At 71.1% G+C, this 17,353-nt stretch carries 8 protein-coding genes and 1 pseudogene; all 9 read right to left on the bottom strand.

Going from position 1 to position 17,353, the window contains the following annotated elements:
• Positions 1–10: 10 nt before the first annotated feature.
• Entirely contained in the window at positions 11–4,741 is a 4,731-nt protein-coding gene (locus tag ACWEQL_RS21650; RefSeq protein ID WP_452151913.1) for a hypothetical protein, read from the bottom strand.
• Positions 4,738–5,508: a hypothetical protein gene (locus ACWEQL_RS21645; RefSeq protein ID WP_452151912.1), complete on the bottom strand. Its 771-nt coding sequence runs from the start codon at positions 5,506–5,508 to the stop codon at positions 4,738–4,740. Before ACWEQL_RS21645 ends, ACWEQL_RS21650 begins: the two co-directional genes overlap by 4 nt.
• Before the next feature lie 275 nt (positions 5,509–5,783).
• Entirely contained in the window at positions 5,784–6,752 is a 969-nt protein-coding gene (locus tag ACWEQL_RS21640) for an AAA family ATPase (protein WP_452151911.1), read from the bottom strand.
• Positions 6,749–8,275, bottom strand: a complete 1,527-nt coding sequence (locus ACWEQL_RS21635; RefSeq protein ID WP_452151910.1) for a S1 family peptidase — start codon at positions 8,273–8,275, stop codon at positions 6,749–6,751. Before ACWEQL_RS21635 ends, ACWEQL_RS21640 begins: the two co-directional genes overlap by 4 nt.
• Positions 8,276–8,293: 18 nt before the next feature.
• Complete coding sequence (locus ACWEQL_RS21630; protein ID WP_452151909.1) at positions 8,294–8,611, bottom strand: CU044_2847 family protein; 318 nt, start codon at positions 8,609–8,611, stop codon at positions 8,294–8,296.
• A gap of 1,287 nt (positions 8,612–9,898) precedes the next feature.
• On the bottom strand, positions 9,899–10,087 hold the full coding sequence (locus ACWEQL_RS21625) for a hypothetical protein (protein WP_452151908.1): 189 nt from the start codon (positions 10,085–10,087) through the stop codon (positions 9,899–9,901).
• Positions 10,088–11,201: 1,114 nt separating this feature from the next.
• Positions 11,202–15,758: an AAA family ATPase gene (locus ACWEQL_RS21620; protein ID WP_452151907.1), complete on the bottom strand. Its 4,557-nt coding sequence runs from the start codon at positions 15,756–15,758 to the stop codon at positions 11,202–11,204.
• Between the two features lie 206 nt (positions 15,759–15,964).
• Positions 15,965–16,834: a hypothetical protein gene (locus ACWEQL_RS21615; RefSeq protein ID WP_452151906.1), complete on the bottom strand. Its 870-nt coding sequence runs from the start codon at positions 16,832–16,834 to the stop codon at positions 15,965–15,967.
• An 80-nt stretch (positions 16,835–16,914) separates the two neighbouring features.
• Positions 16,915–17,353: pseudogene (locus ACWEQL_RS21610) on the bottom strand (hypothetical protein); the annotation flags it as partial.

Genomic DNA, 17,353 nt, shown 5'->3' with positions numbered 1-17,353 from the left:
ACCGCGCCGGTCACACGCGCGCCGTACCTTGCACGCGAAGCACCTCCAGCCGCCAGGCGCGGTATGGGGAGGCGAGGCGAAGTGTCACGGTGAGATCATCGACCGGAGGTAGGTCGGCCGACCGCCATGGGGTGCGCATCCACAAATCGAGGTCTTCCCCAGCCGAGAGCCAGAGCGGAAGCCGCAGAGCGCCATCGGGTTCGACTGCGGCCCAGATGGGGTCCGGTGCAGCCTTGGCATCGAGCGACATACTCGTCGGCAGCTCCGTGGTTCCCACGCTGAGGAGCACCGCGCGGAGTTCGAGGTCCACCGCGGCGGAGAGACGGCAGCGGACCACGAGCTCCTGGTCCGGCGTATTTCCCTCCACGGCCACATCCGTGATGTCGACGCTCGCGGTACCAGGCTGGGAGAAGGGGCTGCTGTCCGTTAGAGGCGCCGCGGGATCGAGGTCGAGCAACCAGAGCTTTCCAGAGGCGTCGCGTGCCGCAAGCCAGGTGTCGGCTGCGGCAACGGCGGTGACGGCGCCTTCCAGGACGACAGTGTGCACAGGTTCGGACTCGGCGACGTCCCAGAGCATCAATCGGCCGTCCTGACCGCCGGATACCACCCTGGCACCAGCGGTGGCGAGGACGGAAACTGGTCCGTCATGGGCGTGCCGAACGTCGGATGTCCCCGGCGCCTCGACGGGTACGACCCGGAGGTTCCCGTCACCGGCGCCGATGACGATGTTCCCGCCGTCCGCGACCGCCACCGCGGTGATCGCTCCCTTGGCGCCACTGACGAGTGTGCGCCACTCCTCGCCCGTGGCGCCGTCGACGAGATGGACGTTGCCGGTCTCAGTTCCGGCGACCACGATGCGATCGCGAAGGCCGGGAACCGGACCGCCGCTAGCGAGTGCCGTGACGGACGCGGGCAAAAGGATGGCGTTCAGAAAGGATAGGTCCATGCTCGCGACCTGCAGGTGCCAGGCGCCCGTCGCGGCCGCCATCCCGGGATAGCGCACTGCAAGCGTGGCCTCGTACCGATACTGGGTCGCCGCGAGCCCCAACGTACCCAGACCCACGTAGCTACCATCCGGTGGCTCGGCCGCAAAGGGTGAGGTCCGGCCTTCACCGTCCAGGGTCCAGAGTTCTCCCTCGTCACCGATGAGCAGTGCTGGTTCCTCTCCCGGAGTGGTGGACAGCCCCTGCGGCCTCATCCCTACCCGATGGGACGCTCCGGGCGTACCGTCTCGGTTCACCACCGCGATCTGCGCCTCGACGCCCGCGAGTACATCCTCGCCCCGCACCGCAAGGCAGCCGAGGCCAACGTGCACGTCGGATGGCCTGGTTGGCAGGATCCGGGCCTCGACCGAACCGTCACCGCAGAGCACCGTGTACCGGTAGCCGACTGCTGTCATGGACCGGATGCCCCCGGGGAAGCCACGTGCCACGTGCCAGGCGGGGCCACCGCGCGGGGACCAGAGCCGGACCGTACCGTCGGCGCTCCAGGAGAGTATGCCGCCTGCCGTTTCCAGACAGCCGGTCACGGCGTCCTCGTGTCCGGTGAGGACCACCGGACCGTCTTCGGTCGGGGGCCATACGCGGAGTGTGTTGTCGGCCGACGCGGAAACCACGCGTTCGTCCGCCAGTACCGTCACCGCCAGCACCGGCCCCACGTGTCCCGCCCAGGACAGCGCAGGGGTGCGCTGGTCGGCGCTCCACTGGAGCACCATGCCGTCGTCCCCGCCGGATACGAACTTCCGGCCGTCGGGGAAGTAGGTGGCGCAGCGAACGGCACCCCGGTGCCCGGTAAATACACGTGCCCGGTTGCGTCCGGTGTCCCACAGCCTGATTGTGCCGTCCTGGCTGGCGGTGAGGAGCATCTCGCCGTCTGCGGCAGCCGTAATGCGGGCGCCGTGGCCGACGAGCAGCCGCTCGGACCGGGTCTTCGAGTAGGGGTCCCCGTCATAGTGGCGCACAGTGCCCTCGGGGGTGGCAAGGACGGTGGCAGAGGCGAAGCAGGCGGCGAAGTCCACGACCTTCGGAGGGCGCCCTAGCTCGATGATGACGGGCTGGCTCAGTCCAGGCCTCAGGGTTCGGATGACAACGACTTCGCGCTCTGACCACGCTGTGAACGAACCGGCCGGGCCCGCCACCGCACCCTTCAGTGGGGACGGCGGCACGCGTGTGAAGCCGGGCTCCTCGAGGAACCGCACGGCCTCACGCTCTAGGAGCAGCGTGGAGTCGTCCGGGAGCATGGAGCAAGCCAGGACGGGGCCCGGCTCGCGGCGGGGCAGCGTTGCTCCCCGCAGTGCGTCGTGGTCCAGGACACGGGTCACCCGCAGTGGCGGTCGGGCGAGCGGTTCCTGGAATACCTTGTCGAGCCAGTCGCCGTCCGCGATCTCCTTTCGTAGCCGGTCGTGGAGTCGGTCGGCGAAGTGGGCCGGCACGACCCGGTTCTTGGCCAGGGCGTGGACGGCTTGCCGCATGCCCTCCACTCGGGGATCGTCGGTGGCGGTGGTGACGGCTGTCAGATCGGTGATGAGGGCTGCGGGGTCCTCGGCGTAGCGGAGCCGGAGGTACCTCAGATCGAGGCAGAGATCGACGGCACGGGGGAGGTCGGACGCTTCGAGTGCGTGGTGGACTGCTGCGGCGCGCAGGGTGGCACTGTCGCCGTGCGGGCCGGAGCTCTCGAGTTGCGCGAGCCGGCGATGAAGAGCGATCAGGAAGTCTGCGGCCCCGTCGAGTTCGCGTAGTCGAACGGCTACTGAAGGGTCCGACAGGTGGACCAGGTCGTCGACGCCGGAGGGACAGACCAGCCTGTTGGCGGTGCAGGCGAGGCGGAACTGCTCCCATGTGCCCACACCCTCCGGTGGATCGGGCATGAGGTTGGCGCAGTCTGCCCAGGTGTTGCGTCCGTCGGCGGCGACCAGGAGGAACAGCCAGAAACGTAGGGGATGACTGTCCCCTTGTGTCCAATGCCCGGACCGCCCTGCCAACGTGTTCAGGGCATCGTCCCAGCGGGTCGTGAGCGATGGCGGGATCGCGTCGAGCGCTGCCGTTCCCGCAGGCTGCTGCAGGAGCCAGTGGAGCAGCCGTGAGAGTCTGCCGGGCACGCTGTCGGCCTCATCGAGGAGCGCTTCATTCGGGACGGCACCGCCGAACGCGGCTATCAGGCCTGCACGGTCGCGGTCGAGCATGGCATGGCAGACGGCCCTGTCGCTCTGTCTGTCATGGTTGACAACCTGCCACCGCCGCTGCCGCCGCTGCTGCTGCCCTGGCCGCCGGTGGTCGAGAACGGGCTGGTCGGCCCGCACTCCGACCGCGTACCGCACACCGTCTGGTGGCCAGTCGGGTAGCGGCACGGGCGGCTGTTCGAGGATGTTGTTGTGGCCGACGGCATCGCGGCCGTCGATCAGGATCACCAGCGGACGTTCGAGAAAAGTCTTATGGTCGGCCAGTGTCCGTAGCAACTGCTCCAGGACAACGACGGAATCCGGCTCTGGCCTGGCGCGGCGGGCCTTGTTCTCCGCCGCTGAGGTAAACAGGATGGTATCGGCCCGGAACGCTCGGTACTCGGCGACCAGTTGTGCGATCAGGGACGCCGCCACCACATCCGGATCGTCGTGCTCGGGCGGCCCGGTGCCGTAGAAGTGCTCGATGACGGCGACCCCGTGGCTACGCAACTCGTCAGCGGCGGCGACCAGCAACACGGACTTTCCCACATCCTGCGGACCGGGGACGACGATCCATCCGCGGTCCATCGAGTTGTCCGCCAGGGCGGTCCTCAACCGGGCCAGCTCGTCCTCCCGGCCGAGGCAGGGGCGCAGTGTGGCCTTCAGCGCCTCGTACCTCAGTCCGCCGGGGTCGAACCGGGAGGCCCGTTCCGTGCGGCCGAGCCGGAACGCCCGGCCTGCGAGGGTGACCAGGGTGACGTCGTCGGTTCCGGTCTCCACCTGGACGGGTTCGCCGGGGCGCAGCGCCACGCGGTGGCTGTGGGCTTGCTCGCCGTCCTCCCAGCGGACCTCGAGGATCAGCGGGTCGGTGTCGGGAATATCGTCCAGCAGGAACGAGTTCTCGCCGGGTGCTCCGAGCACGACGGCGCCGTTCAGGAGCTGCACCGGGAGCAGTGTGGTCGGCAGTGACTGGAGGAGCCAGGGCAGCCAGACTGCGGATTCCGCTGCCGTGAGGCTCTCGGTGACCCGGTCGGCGCGCCCGTCGAGGTGGGCGCCGGCGGCGACCACGGCGACGCGTGGGAGGAGTGTGTCGGCGAGGTTCGTCGGTAGACGTGCGACGGCGCCGAGCAGCCACCGGGCCACGCCCGGGTCGCGTTGCCGGTTCAGTTCTTCCAGGCCGGCGAGCAGCAGCTGTTCGATCTCCTCGCGGGCTCCTGGCGGCCTGGTGGTGTCCAGGTAGTGCACCTGTTCCTCCAGCCGCACCGACCAGTGGGCGTTGTGGTGGGCGGAGCTGATGAGCCGCCTGGCGTCGGCCAGCAGTCGTGCGCGGGTGGGGGCTGAAAGGTCCTGGCGTAGTGTGTCGGCCACGGCCGGGTCGAGTGCGATCGCGGTGGCGTCGCGGGCTGTGACCAGGTCGCTGAACCATAGGTCGGCCTCGGCCGCTGCGTCGGCGTGCGGGAGCAGCAGCCGCAGGTTGCGCAGCAGCGCCGGCTCCACGCGGACCGCGAGTGAGCAGAGCGTCGCCAGCTCGGCCGCTGCGGGATTGCTGTGCCGGAGCCGGGCGATGCGCGTGGCGGCGGTCATAGTGGGCTCCGGGCCAGGCCGGCGGCCCGGTCGGCCGCCCTGCGGGCGCCCGCGACGTCGGTGGTGCGGTCCCAGGTGGCGAGTGTGAGGTGGCGGGTGGCCCAAGCGGGCCAGCGCGGCGGTGGGTAGGGCACGAGGAGGATCAGCGGGCAGCCGGCGCCGTGGACGGTGTGCGCGAGGGCGAGCCAGTCGCGGCGGCATGGCGGGGGTGTGCCGGAGGCGCCCGCTGCGATGCCCGCGTCCGTGGCGACGAGCACGGCACAGGCGCTGACCGGCGGCCGGTACGGACGGTTGCGGATCTCGCCGTCCAGGTCGCCGACCAGGTCCGGTTCGCCTGCGAAACGCAGCACGCACACCTCGTCCTGTCCGGTGACGCTGCGCAGCTGTCGGACCAGCAGGTGCAGGTCCCGGAGGAAGGGCCGCATCGACGGGCCCATGTCGAGGAGGAGCTGCACGCCGCTGCGGGTGGTACGGGCCGGTTTGCGGGGGATCTCGTTCACGGCCTGGCGGGTTGCCAGCAGCTCGACCAGGTGGGGGATGTCGATGTCCGGGCCGGGGCGTATGGCGCCGGCGAGCTGGGCGAGGATGGCGCGCTGGTGGTCGGGCCGCAGCAGCGACGGCGCGGTCCTCCCCCGGACGGGGGCGGGGGAGGGAAGGAGGCTGTGGATCGGCGCCCGCGCTCGACGGGGTGGCGCGGATACGAGGCTGAGCTGGTCGACCGAGACGACGGGTCGGGGCCGCCGGGGGTCGGGGCCGGCAGGTCGCACCCGGCTGTCAGGTCGCCTCTCGGCTCGCTCCCGCGCGGGCGATGCGCGGGTCGGCCGCGGCTGCACCGGTGGTGCGGTCGGCGGCACATGGGAGCGGGGCGGGCCCGGTTCCCGGGCCAGGCCCAGCAGGAGTGCGGCGCGCGCCAGTACGGCACGCCCCGGGTGCAACCGGCCGGCGACGCGGACCAGATCGCCCGGTGAGAGGGGCGGGCGGCGGCCGCCGGGCCTCTCCCGGGTCTCCGATGCCAGGGTCGTGCTCCCGGGTGCCGCGGGGTTCATCGCAGGTCCGGATCGATCGGCTTGCGGGCGGTCACCCCGACGATGTCCGGCCACAGGGGGTGCCCGGGACCGATGCGGAGCCGCTCGGCGGCGGCGATGGTGTCCAGGAATTCGGCCGTGCTCACGTCGAGGCCGTCTTCCTCGGCCCGCTCTCCCGCGCCGTCCCCAGCGTCATCGTCCTGCAGCGCACCGAACGACTGGAGCACATCCTCGAACATGGTGTCCCCTCGGTGCCCGAAGTGCGCCCTCGCGATCTCCAGCAGGCGCTCGGCGCTCGGTGGCCGCAGCACGAGGACGACGCACCGGCGTAGGAACGCCTTGGGCAGCTCGCGCTCCTCGTTCGTCGTCAGCACGACCAGGGGCGGCGGATCCGCCGCCTCGACAATCGCTCCGTCCTCGCGCCGGAACCGGTAGGAGCCGAGGGGCTCCAGCAGGTCGTTGGGGACGTCGGGATCGGCTTTGTCGATCTCGTCGAGCAGGACGACGGCCCCGGAGCTGTCGGCATCCCCCTCGTTGGGCTCCGGGAGGCTGTCGCCCGCCGTCGGGCCGAGCCCTCGGTGCGCCGCGGTCTGCGGATCGAACGCCCACCAGAGCACACCGGGCAGGACATAGTGGGAGCGCGGCCGTACCTTGTGGGCCGAGGCGTCGCTGAGCCGGCCCACTTCATCAACGCCCCACAGCAGGTCCCGTGCCTGGGTACGGGAGGAGATGGTGCTGCGGTAGAACCGCCGGCCGAGCTGGTGGGCAACGCTGGGTGCGAGGGAGGACTTGCCCCGCCCTGGCCGGCCGCGCACCAGAAGGGGGCGCTCGGTGGCCAGCGCGACGTTGACGGCGAGCACGATCTCCTCGTCGTAGACGTAGACCTGCCCGGAGGTCCGGTCGCCGACACGGACCGCGGCGACGGCACCCGCCGGGGGCCGGAGCGGCGGATCGAAGATCCGCTGGTAGTCGATGCTCGCGTTCATAGGTCCGCCGCCAGCTCCACTTGGTACTTGGTGTCCTGGTAGTCCTCCACGGCCTGCTCCTCGTCCGCGGCGCTCAGCGACACCGGGAGGGAGACCAGCCGCGGGAACCTCCTGATCCCCGGCGAAACACGCTGGGCGGAGATCACGAACAGGCAGGCAGGGAAATGCTGCTGGAGCCGATCGAGCAGGCCCCGGTCGACGTCGGACGACCCGCCGGGCAGCACAAAGACGCGGTTGCGCGCGTGCTGGAGCGCCTGACTTCCCTTCCTCCGCCACAAGGCCTCGACGGCCCTGGTGTCGTTCGGGTCCTCCACCCAGGTGGTGTCATGCAGCAGCTCCACCCGGATGGAGTGCACAAGCCGCACGGGCAGCCCTGTCCCCGGGTCGGTCTCGGCGTCCGGCGCGCTCAGCGGGACAGCCTGCCAGTCCATCCCCCAGACCGGGGCCCGCCGGACGTACCACTCCAGGGTCAGCCCGTCCGTGCAGGAGATGTGCACGACCCGGGGACTGGATGCATCGCGTTCGCGGGCCAGCAGCGCCGCGCCGTCCGGGGCGACCCACGGCCGGCTCCGCACCCAGGAACAGCAGGCCGCGTACCGGAGCAGCATGCAGGCCTTGTCCGCGTTGTGCCGGGCTCCGGACAGCGCGCGCAGCGCGACGCACAGCTGTTCCAGGGGGATCCCGAGCAGTGCCAGGGCCAGGTCCTCGCTGTCCACCGGGCCTGCGGTCTCGACGGCCCAAGCGGCCAGCATGGACCTGCGCCACTCGTCGGGTACGTCGGCCAGCTCGTCCCTGACGCGTGCGAGCACCCGGCCGAGGCGGCGGCGGTGGGCCTCCATGCTGGCGTTCTCGTCGGAGGGGGCAGCGCGACGGTTCGCCGCCTCCAGGTCGTGGTGGGCGAGCGCGTCGAGGATCATCCCCGTGGGGACCACGAGGGCACCGGCGCTGGAGGACTTGTCCCGGGTGAGTTTGATGAGTCCGATGACCACGCCGCTGTCCAGGTGCACCACCGGAGCACCGCTGGCCCCGGGCTGCACCTGGCCACACGTCGTCTTCAGCAGCGGATGCGAGGGCCTCTCCACGTACCGGAGCGCCTCGAAGTCCATCTCCATGCCCTCCCACATCGGTTGCCCGGCGATGGAGGGCCAGCCCCAGGCGAACAGCCGGTCATCCTTCTTGGGTGTGACGCGCTGGAGTTCGACGCACGCATGATCGGGTAACGGCCTGCTCGTCGCCTCAACCTTGAGCAAGGCGACATCCGGCAGCGCGTACAAGCTGCCGTCGCGGGAGGAGAAGTCGCCGTTCTCGGGGTCCCGCTGCAGCACCTCGGCATCCAGCTCCTGGCCGTCGTAGAACACCCGGGTGTGGCCGTCCGGGACGACGTGCGCGCAGGTGAGCACCCAGTTCTCGGTGACGAAGAAACCGGTTCCGCTTCCGAGCTCCGAACCGTCCGCGTCCCGGGTCTCGATCCGGACGGTGGCGGCGCCGAGCGCATCACGGTGGTACGTATGCCGGTCGATCATGATGGCATCTCGAGTTGATCAGTCGCCCCATTCAAGGGTGACCCTCACGGAGGCCTCACCGGAGGCGTCGACCAGGAACGCGGTCATCACGCCGCTCTGCATTGCGATGTTCAGCCCGAACTCGACCGAGGCCCGCTTGGGCTTCACCGCGGCTATCGCCTGCTGGAGGTCCGTCGCGAGAGCGGTGACCGTGGCCATGAAGTTCCGCAGGTCCGGAATCCCCGCCCTGACCAGTTCCTCACCGCCCCCCGCACCGTCCACCGCCGTGACCTGCACTAACAGGGTCCGGCCATCCGGGGACGTCTTCGCCACGACGGTCTGCGTGGTGTCCGCCATGACGCACCTCCACCAAGTGCGAGCTTCAGAAAGGGGACACCTCCACCATAGAACGCATGCGATCTACCTGTCCCGGCCGGACGCCGCCACACGACGTCGAGCCATGGCCTCCTGATGAGAGGGCTCGAGGCTGGAGGCCGCCGCACCCAGTAGCCGGGCATGCCGCCCACCCGGTCCGGCCCGGTCACCCTCCCGGTGGCCGGACCGGACCTCTCCCCGCCCCTACTCGTACTCGCCGCCGACCCGCAGGCAGCGGGCCGGACACGTAACCGCAGCAGCCCGGAGCAGGCAAGGCGACAGGGGCAACGACGGTCGGGACGACGATCCGGGGCAGACGCCGCAACGACCGCTCTGGGCCGGCGGTCGGGCGGCACCCGGCCGGGCGGCCGGTACGGCGTGCGGACGACGACGGCCCCGGCCCCGGACGGCGAGCCGGGCGGCCGGGCGCCACGAGCAGCCTTCCCACACCAACCCCCGGCCACGACGCTGACCGCAGCGGCCCGGCAGCCGCCGGCCCGCACGACCTAGGCCGCGGGCGACGGCCAGACGAGCCGGACACGGCCAGGCGGGCCAAGCGGCGGCCTGCGGGCAGGCGGCCGGGTGGGCGACTGGGGCAAGGCCGGAACGACAGGCAGCGCAGCGGAGGACGACCGGCACAGCCAGGGCCGCCGCGCGGCGCGCTGGCGGCAGGCGGACGGCGGGCCGACGGCCGGCCAGCGCTCAGCGGAACGGCCGGCGGAGAGGCCGCGGGCGGCGGGCGGGGCCGGGGCTGGCGGGCCGGCGTCGGCGGCCGCCGGAGTGGGATTCGAGGAGGGGCCGGCCAGACGGCGGCGGGCAGACACGGGACCGCAACGCAGCGGCTGGCGGACGGTCCGGGCCGCGGGAGTGACGGCCGCGGCAGACCCGGCGATCCGGAACCGACCACGGCACCGCGGAACGGCACCGTAGGCGGCCGGGACGGCGGAGCCGACAGACGGCAGGGGACAACCGGACAGCGGCGGGCGGCCGGCCGGGCGCGGCGGAGGGCGACCGGGGCGGCGGATGTCGGCGACGAAGGCCGCAGGCGGAGAAGTCGGCGGTCGGCCGACGTCCTCGCCCGAGGCGGCAGCCCGCCGGTGCGCTACTTCCCGGTCGAGCCCAGCACCGTGGTCGAGATCCTGGTGGACCAGGCCCGCCCAGAGTGGGGGCGCTGGAGGCACCGGCCCCGGATCGTCCGACGTTGGCCGGACCTCACGGTTGACCAGGTGCGTCGGCTGGCGGCACCGTCGCCAGCCGACGAAAGGAGCGTTACTTCCGGTAGCTCACAGCCTCGACCGCGGCACCGACTGCGGCGACCGACATAGACGGTCCAGCCTGGCCAACGACGCCGAGAAGCACTGCCCCGGCGATGGACGCGAGGACTACCACCAAGGGGAACCACTGCGGGACGGGCCCGCCGGGTCCGGTCGAGCGCGATGCGTCAACGTCGTCGCTCACGGGTACTTCCTTTCAGGGCGATACGGACGGTCCCACGAATAGGGGGCTCGCCGACCTGGCTTTCCTAGGGCACGGCTGGCGAGCTTCCTCCTCGGTCGAGACGCAGGCCCCCTTCATGATCAATTGCTGCTGAGCAAAGGGAGCTTTTCGAGCAGTTGGCTGGGATGTTCCCAGGCAGCACGCGGTGCATTCGCGTAGGCGCGAAACTGACGGATCATAGTCAGTGAACGTTTTGGCCGCCCGCGTTTCGGATATAGCAACCGGGCTCTGGTCGCTTTGGCCCAGCCCACCACCGTCAGTGGCTTTGCGACGACCGTGGCGGCCGAACCATCACCTCTCCGTCACCGAGTTCACCGCACGCCACAACGGCGCTCCGTATCGTGAGGCCCCACCACACTGGCGGGAGCCTCCTCACGCTACGTCAGGTAGGCAGCGGCCTCCGGGTCGCAGGGCCAGAGATCAGCCAGTCGCTCCTGACCACGTACACCGTGTCCAGGAATGGCTTGTCCGACAGGCCCTTCGGGTGTTCCAGGATGGTGATGTCCTGGTGGGTGCACCCGCCGCCGCTGTGCAGAGCCGAGCTCATGCAGTGGTCGCGGCTGTGCTCATCCACCCACCACCGACCCCAGTCGTAGCGGCGGGCCGAAACGGTCCCGTCCGTCTCCGGCCAGGGGCGGGCTGGACGGTGCCGCGGAGCGGCCGGGACTGCAGGCCGGGCCGCGGGCGGACGGGGCGGGCGGAGGTGGCAAGCGGCCGGAGGCTGGCCACGCCGCAGGCGGGACCGTGGGACGGATGGCGCGTGGCGCCCCTGGGCCGGCCAGGCCGACGGGGCGGGAGGGGCTGGGCGGCTCGGGGGCGGGCGGCGGTGAGAGCGGCGGCCCCGAACCGGCCAGGCCGACGGCAGCGGGCAGCTGACCGGCGGGCGGGCGAGCGAGCGCTCTTACCGGACCGTTTCTGGTGCGGGAGCGGCGCAACGCCCAGACAGAAGGCTGACCCCTGCAGCGCCGTGTCCGCCGCGCCGCGCCACAACAACCTGCGCCCGTCCGCTCACCCTCCGTCGGCCGGATCCACCTACGGGTCCGGCCGGGGGGTCATTTCAAAGGCTTTCCCGAGCTCATTGCCCTGAAGGTACGGTGCCGGGCCATTCGAAGTAGGCGACTTCGCTGCCGTATGTCACCACGAAGCCCGTGCCGCAGGCGGCTGCGGATCGCACCGCGTACGGCAGGTGGCAACGATGGACGGCCCTGCCTGTGATGGGGTTCCACACGATAGCGGTCCGGTCCTCGCTGGTGGTGACGGCGAGGAGAGCACCATCGGAGCTGGTCGTCACCGCGACCGCGGTCACCGGGGCAGTGTGGCCCTCGAGGGTGTGCAGGCGCCGGCCAGTTGCCGGGTTCCAGACGACGGCGGTCCGATCGTCGCTGGTGGTGATGGCGAGCGGGCCCTGCGGTCCGGTGACCGCCGCCACCGCAGACACCAAGCCGGTGTGGCCCTCGAGGGTGTGCAGGCGCTGGCCAGTGACGAGGTCCCAAACGACGGCAAAGTAGCCGCTAGGGATGATAGCGAGCGGGCCATCCGGCCCGGTGACCACCGCCACCGCCTTCACTCCGATGGCGCGGTCTTCGAGCGTGTGCAGGCGCCGCCCAGTGAGGGGACACCAGACGACGGCGGTCCCGTCGATGCTCGCGGTGATGGTGAGCGGGCCGTCCGGCCCGGTGATCACCGCCACCGCCAATACCGAGCCGGTGTGGCCTTCAAGTGTGTGCAGGCGCTGGCCAGTGACGAGGTCCCAGACAATGGCTATCCCGTCGAGGCTGGTTGTGATGGCCAGCAGGCAGCCCGACTCCGTGACCACCGCAGCCGCACGCACTGAGCTGGTGTGGCCTTCGAGGGTATGCAGGCGCCGGCCAGTGATGAGGTCCCAAACGATGACGGTCGTGCCGTAGTGGGTGGTGACGGCAAGCGGGCCATCCGGCCCGATAACCACCGCCACCTCAATCACTGAGCGGGAGTGGCCTTCGAGGGTATGCAGGCGCCGGCCAGTGACGAGGTCCCAGACAATGGCAGTCCGGTCCTCGCCGGCGGTGACGGCAAGCGGGCCATCCGGCCCGATAACCACCGCCACTGCCAGCACCGAGCCGGTGTGGCCTTCGAGGGCGTGCATGCGCCGGTCAGTGACGAGGTCCCAGACAATGGCGGTCCGGTCATGGCTGGTGGTGACGGCAAGCGGGCCATCCGGCCCGATAACCACCGCCACTGCCAGCACCGAGCCGGTGTGGCCTTCGAGGGTATGCAGGCGCTGGCCAGTGACGAGGTCCCAGACGATGGCAGTCCGGCCGTAGTGGGTGGTGACGGCGAGCGGGCCCTCGGGCCCGGTGACCACCGCCACCTCAGTCACTGAGCTGGTGTGGCCTTCGAGGGTATGCAGGCGCCGGCCAGTGACGAGGTCCCAGACGATGACGGTCGTGCCGTAGTTGGTCGTGATGGCGAGCGGGCCGTCCGGCCCGGTGACCACCGCCACTGCCCTCAGTCCGTTGGCGCGGTCTTCGAGCGTGTGCAGGCGCTGGCCGGTGGCTGGGTCCCAGACAATGGCGGTCCGGTCATGGCTGGTGGTGACGGCGAGCGGGCCGTCCGGCCCGGTGACCACCGCCACTGCCTTCACTGAGCGGGTGTGGCCTTCGAGGGTATGCAGGCGCCGGCCAGTGACGAGGTCCCAAACAATAGCGGTCCGGTCGTTACCGGCAGTGATGGCAAGCGGGCCATCCGGTTTGGTGACCACCGCCACTGCCTGCACTGATTCGGTGTGGCCCTCGAGGGTATGCAGGCGCCGACCGGTGGCTGGGTCCCAGACAATGGCGCAGTTCTCGCTGGTGGTGACGGCGAGCGGGCCGTCCGGCCCGGTGACCACCGCCATCGCATTCACCCACCTGCCATGGTCTTGGAGGGTGTGCAGGCGCTGGCCGGTGATGAGGTTCCAGACGATGACGGTCCGGTAGTCGCTGGTGAGGGCGAGCGAGGTGCTGTCGGGGCCGGTCATCGCGGCGACCGCAGTCACCAAGTCTGCGTGACCTTCGAGGGTGTGTAGTCGCTGGCCGGTGGCTGGGTTCCAGACAATGGCGGTTCGGTCGTTACCGGCGGTGATGGCAAGCGGGCCGTCCGGTCCGGTGACCGCCGCCACCGCCCTCACTGCGTCGGTATGGCCTTCGAGGGTGTGCAAGCGGGCGGGGTGGATGCGCCGTGTGGCCAAGCGCGGGGTCAGCGGGGTGGTGGGGATGGTGGATGGGGTGTGGCTGATGGCGCGGGCCAGGTCCGGGTGTTGCCAGCTGGCAGCGTCGAGGGCGAGGAGATCTCGGCGGGCTTCGAGATGCTGTCTGCGCGCGTCGCGAGCGGTGGTGGTGCGGTAAATATGCGCGTTCAGACGGGCCCGCTCGCTGCCTGCCCGCTGCAGGTGGGGGACCAGGTGGTCGGGTTCGGCGTGGACCAGGAACCCGGGGTCTGTGAGGAGCTGGTCCAGGGCAATACCGCCAGCAGCCACGGCGTGATCGGCGGCGTGGCGGAGCAGGTAAGGGTGGGCGTGTTGCCAGTCGGAGGTGCCGACCGCGCTGGTGAGGATGTTGGTGGTCAGGGCGCGATAGAGGGTGGCGGGGTCGGTGCGGTTCCGGGTGTGATCGACAAGGGCTTGGTGGAAGTAGCGGTAGAGGAGGCGGTGGTCGGTGTCGGGGGTGGTGCGCAGGTAGAAGGCGGCTTTGGTGAGGGCGCGGCGGGTGTCGGCGAGCTGGGGGGTTGGTTGTGCGGGGGTGGGCGGTTGGTGGGCGAGGGCGGCGGCGTGGATGAGGTCGAGGGGCATGCCCTGGCCGCGGGCGTGGCCCAGGACGGTGAGGACGGGCCGGATCCAGGGCTCGGTGGCTGTGAGGGTATCGAGGTGGAGGTCGAAGACCTCGGTGACACTGCAGGGCGGGGGAGCCGGGGTGCGCTGGGATGCAGCGGTGTTGAGGTGGTCGGCATAGAGGTAGGCGACGAGGAAGGCTCCGTGGTCGCTGTAGGAGGCGAGCCGCTCGGCGATACGGCGGGTCTCCTCGGGTGAGCGGAGGGGGAGGACCTTACTCAGGTAGCTGTCGAGGTCGTCGGCAAGGGTGCGGCGATCATCCTCGGTAGCGGGGTCGAGGTCGAGGAGCACATCCGGGTGTTCGATCAGGTACTCGTGCAGGGCGGGCAGGGTGTCCCACCACGGCCTGGTGCCGATGATGACGCGGCAGTTGGCCGTGCCGCTGCCAGCGGCGGCGGTGAGCGGCAGGAGAAGTTCGCCGAGGACCGCGGCGGGGTTGTCGGCCTCGTCGAGGGCGTCAAGGATCACCACGGTGTCGTGGGCTTCCTGCAGGTCCTGCACCAGGCCTGCCGTGGTTGCCTGCTCGGGAGCATCGGGCGATGCCGATGTGTGGGGCCCGGTGTGGCTGGGGTCGGTGTTGTGCTGCTGGCGGAGCTGATGGTGCAGGGAGTCGGTGATCTGTTGGAGGGTGAGCTGGCGGGCGTGAACGGCCAGCACGATGCCGCGCCGACGAGGGCGGAAGCCCGGGACGAAGCTGGCGACTCGTACCCCGACCTCTTCGAGTTCGGGGTGAAGCCGGCAGGTGGTGACGCCCAGGAGCGCAGACTTGCCACTGCCGGGACCGCCGGTGACCACCAGCATCCGGCTCGACTGTCCACCGGTCTCATCGATCCAGGCCTGGATCTGCCGGAGCTGTGAGGTGCGGCCGGAGAAGAGGATGTCGGTGACGGTGGGCTGGCCCGCGGCCCGGGTGGCGAAGTGCAGCGGGTCCAGGCCGGGTGAGCAGGCGAGGGCGAACTCTCTCAGCCGCGGGTTCATGTCGGACACCAGACCGGTGCGGAGGTCCGCACGGTGGGCGGGGTTACGGAAGAACGGCTGGGGCTGGGGGCTGGCATACACGTCGGGGGTGTGCACGAGGTTCTGACCAGGGCGCCGCGCGGAGCGGTCGGCGGCGGCAAGGTGGCGGTCGATGGCCCGGGCAAGGGTCGCCACCGGCACGAATTCCTGGTCCGGGCTGATGTCGAGGTCTCCGTCGGCGAGGCGGTGCAGGATCTCGGTGGTGGCGGCAGTGAAACGCGCACCGTAGGTGATGGCGTCGGCGGTGCACGCGCCGATGACCCACACGTTGCGCTGTACGTCCTGCGGGTGGCGGGCGGCAAGGTCGGCGAGTTGCTGCTGGGCGACGGCCTGCCCGGCCCCGCACACGTCGAGCAGGAACAGCACCTGCCGACCGCTGTTCCTGGCGGTACGCAGGAGGTTCTCGACGCTGAGGCAGGTGTCGTCCAGCAGGTCGTCGCGGGGTTCGCCGCCGGCGGCGGCCAGGTACAGTGCCCCGTCGGCGGTGGGCTGGGTGCCGTGGCCGGCGAAGTGCACGACGAGCGGCTCACCCGGGCCGGCATGTCGGCGCAGTTCGTCCCAGACGCGGGTGAACTCGGCCTTGGTGCAGTCCAGCAGCGGGTCCCCACCGGTGATGGCACCGGCCCGATCCATCGCGAAGGCCAGTTCCTGCACCGCCCCCCGGACGGCCAGCAGCGGCTCGAACGCGGTAGTGCCGTCGGCCTGGTCGTCCTCGCTCACGTACGGCTCGGGAAAATCTCCGACTCCCGCCACCAGCGCCCTGACCATCGAACCTCCCTGTTGCGTCCCGCCTCCAAGCGGGCCCCCATCCGCCGCGACCCGCCCGAAGGCCATCGCCCCGCCTCTGGTGCAGGCCGCAGCGCCCTGGTCCAAGAAGAGCAAGAAACCGCATGCCTTCCCGGGACGGACCGGAGCAGCGCTTCCCGCGCGTGCGGGAGCGAAGCCCGCAGAGTCCGCCTACGCCTGATCGGCTGTCAGGAAATGTACGGTGCGACGGCGGCCGCGAGCAGGACGTTGGCGAGATATCCGCCGATCCCATGGACACCCAGGCCGTTGTCGCAGGTCTCGTCCGCATCGACCGGGAACACCTCGGCAAGCTTGGGCGGCACAGCCACCATGTCGCCGGCGTCCGCGATGTTCACCCACCGCTTCACCCCGGTCGGCCGGGAGCCCCTGCCCGAGCGCAGCGCCGGGTCCAGGCGGCGGGCCAGCGACGGGACCCGCAGCGGCGAGCCGACCGTCACCAGCAGCTCCACCTGCAGATCGGTGTGGGCGTGCAGGGTCTCGTAGGTGACGTAGGAGCCGAGCGAGTGCGCGATCACCACCGTCGGAGCCTCCCGCCGGATCACCCCGGCGACCCGCTCACGCACCAGATCCCTTCGCCGGGGCCAGGTTGTATAGGCCTCCACCTCGCGCAGGTTCGCCACGATCACACCCTCCAGACGGCGGATCGTCTGCGCCCGCACTGCACCTGACAGGCCGCCACCCCGCTGGTCGACCAGCCAGCCGAGCATCTGCCGCAACGGTGCCAGCGCAACGTTCTGGGAATCCGCCGGAGGCACGACCCCGGCAGCAGCCAGCCATTCGGCCACCGCCGCACGCTCCGCCGCACCGAGGCCGTCGAAACCCGCGTCGTCACCGGCCGACTGGGCCTGCCCCGGAAGATCCGGGCGCAGCAGGTCCGCGTAGTAGGCCATCACCGTCTCCGGTGCCTCGACTGACAGCCGGCGCAGGCTCTCGACCAGCCGCGGCCGGCAATCGGCCACCCGACGTGCCGCCGCCTGCTCCGGCGACGCGCCACGGACGTGATTGAAGATCCCGTGCACCAGCACGATCGGCGCCATAGCCCACTCCACCCCGCTCGCCACTCTCGGGCCCGGCACCCGGGCCACCCCCTTCCCAGGACCTACCCACTCGCCTGGCCTCACCACACCATCACCTGGCAGCCCAGGTGGCAGGCGAACTGGTGCGGCGTGCGGTCGGCAAGGTGACCGCGCAGCATCTCCCAGAAGTCGTCCCAACCGGCGAGGACGGGGCTCTCGCCCCTGCCAGCGAGGCCGCTGGTCCACAGCTGCACCCGGTTGGGCAGATCGCCTCCGAAGGGCTCGTCGTCCACCCAGGCCAGCTCGCGGTTCTCCAGTTCCGTAGCGACGGGAAGCAGCGACGAGCCAGCGGGGCGGCGGGCCTGCGGGGGCCGGGGCGGCGCGACGGCGAGGAGCAGCGGCGGGCTGGCGGAGGAGTCGGCAGTCGGCCGCCGTCCCCCGGGGACGGCGGCGCGGGCCGTCGGCAAAGGCGGAGGCAGCCAGCGGCCGGCGCCCGCCCGGGCGGGCGCCGGCGAGGACGGTGGCGGGCCGGCGAGGAGC

The sequence above is a fragment of the Kitasatospora sp. NPDC004240 genome, assembly GCF_053603215.1.
Note: the sequence above shows the minus strand (reverse complement) of the source record. Positions and strands in the feature narration are given on the sequence as shown.

Bases quoted from the DNA above. Each gene is read 5' to 3' on its own strand.
- ACWEQL_RS21650 (WP_452151913.1), bottom strand. From the start codon at position 4,741: ATGACCGCCGCCACGCGCATCGCCCGGCTCCGGCACAGCAATCCCGCA.
- ACWEQL_RS21640 (WP_452151911.1), bottom strand. From the start codon at position 6,752: ATGAACGCGAGCATCGACTACCAGCGGATCTTCGATCCGCCGCTCCGG.
- ACWEQL_RS21635 (WP_452151910.1), bottom strand. From the start codon at position 8,275: ATGATCGACCGGCATACGTACCACCGTGATGCGCTCGGCGCCGCCACC.
- ACWEQL_RS21630 (WP_452151909.1), bottom strand. From the start codon at position 8,611: ATGGCGGACACCACGCAGACCGTCGTGGCGAAGACGTCCCCGGATGGC.
- ACWEQL_RS21620 (WP_452151907.1), bottom strand. From the start codon at position 15,758: ATGGTCAGGGCGCTGGTGGCGGGAGTCGGAGATTTTCCCGAGCCGTAC.
- ACWEQL_RS21615 (WP_452151906.1), bottom strand. From the start codon at position 16,834: ATGGCGCCGATCGTGCTGGTGCACGGGATCTTCAATCACGTCCGTGGC.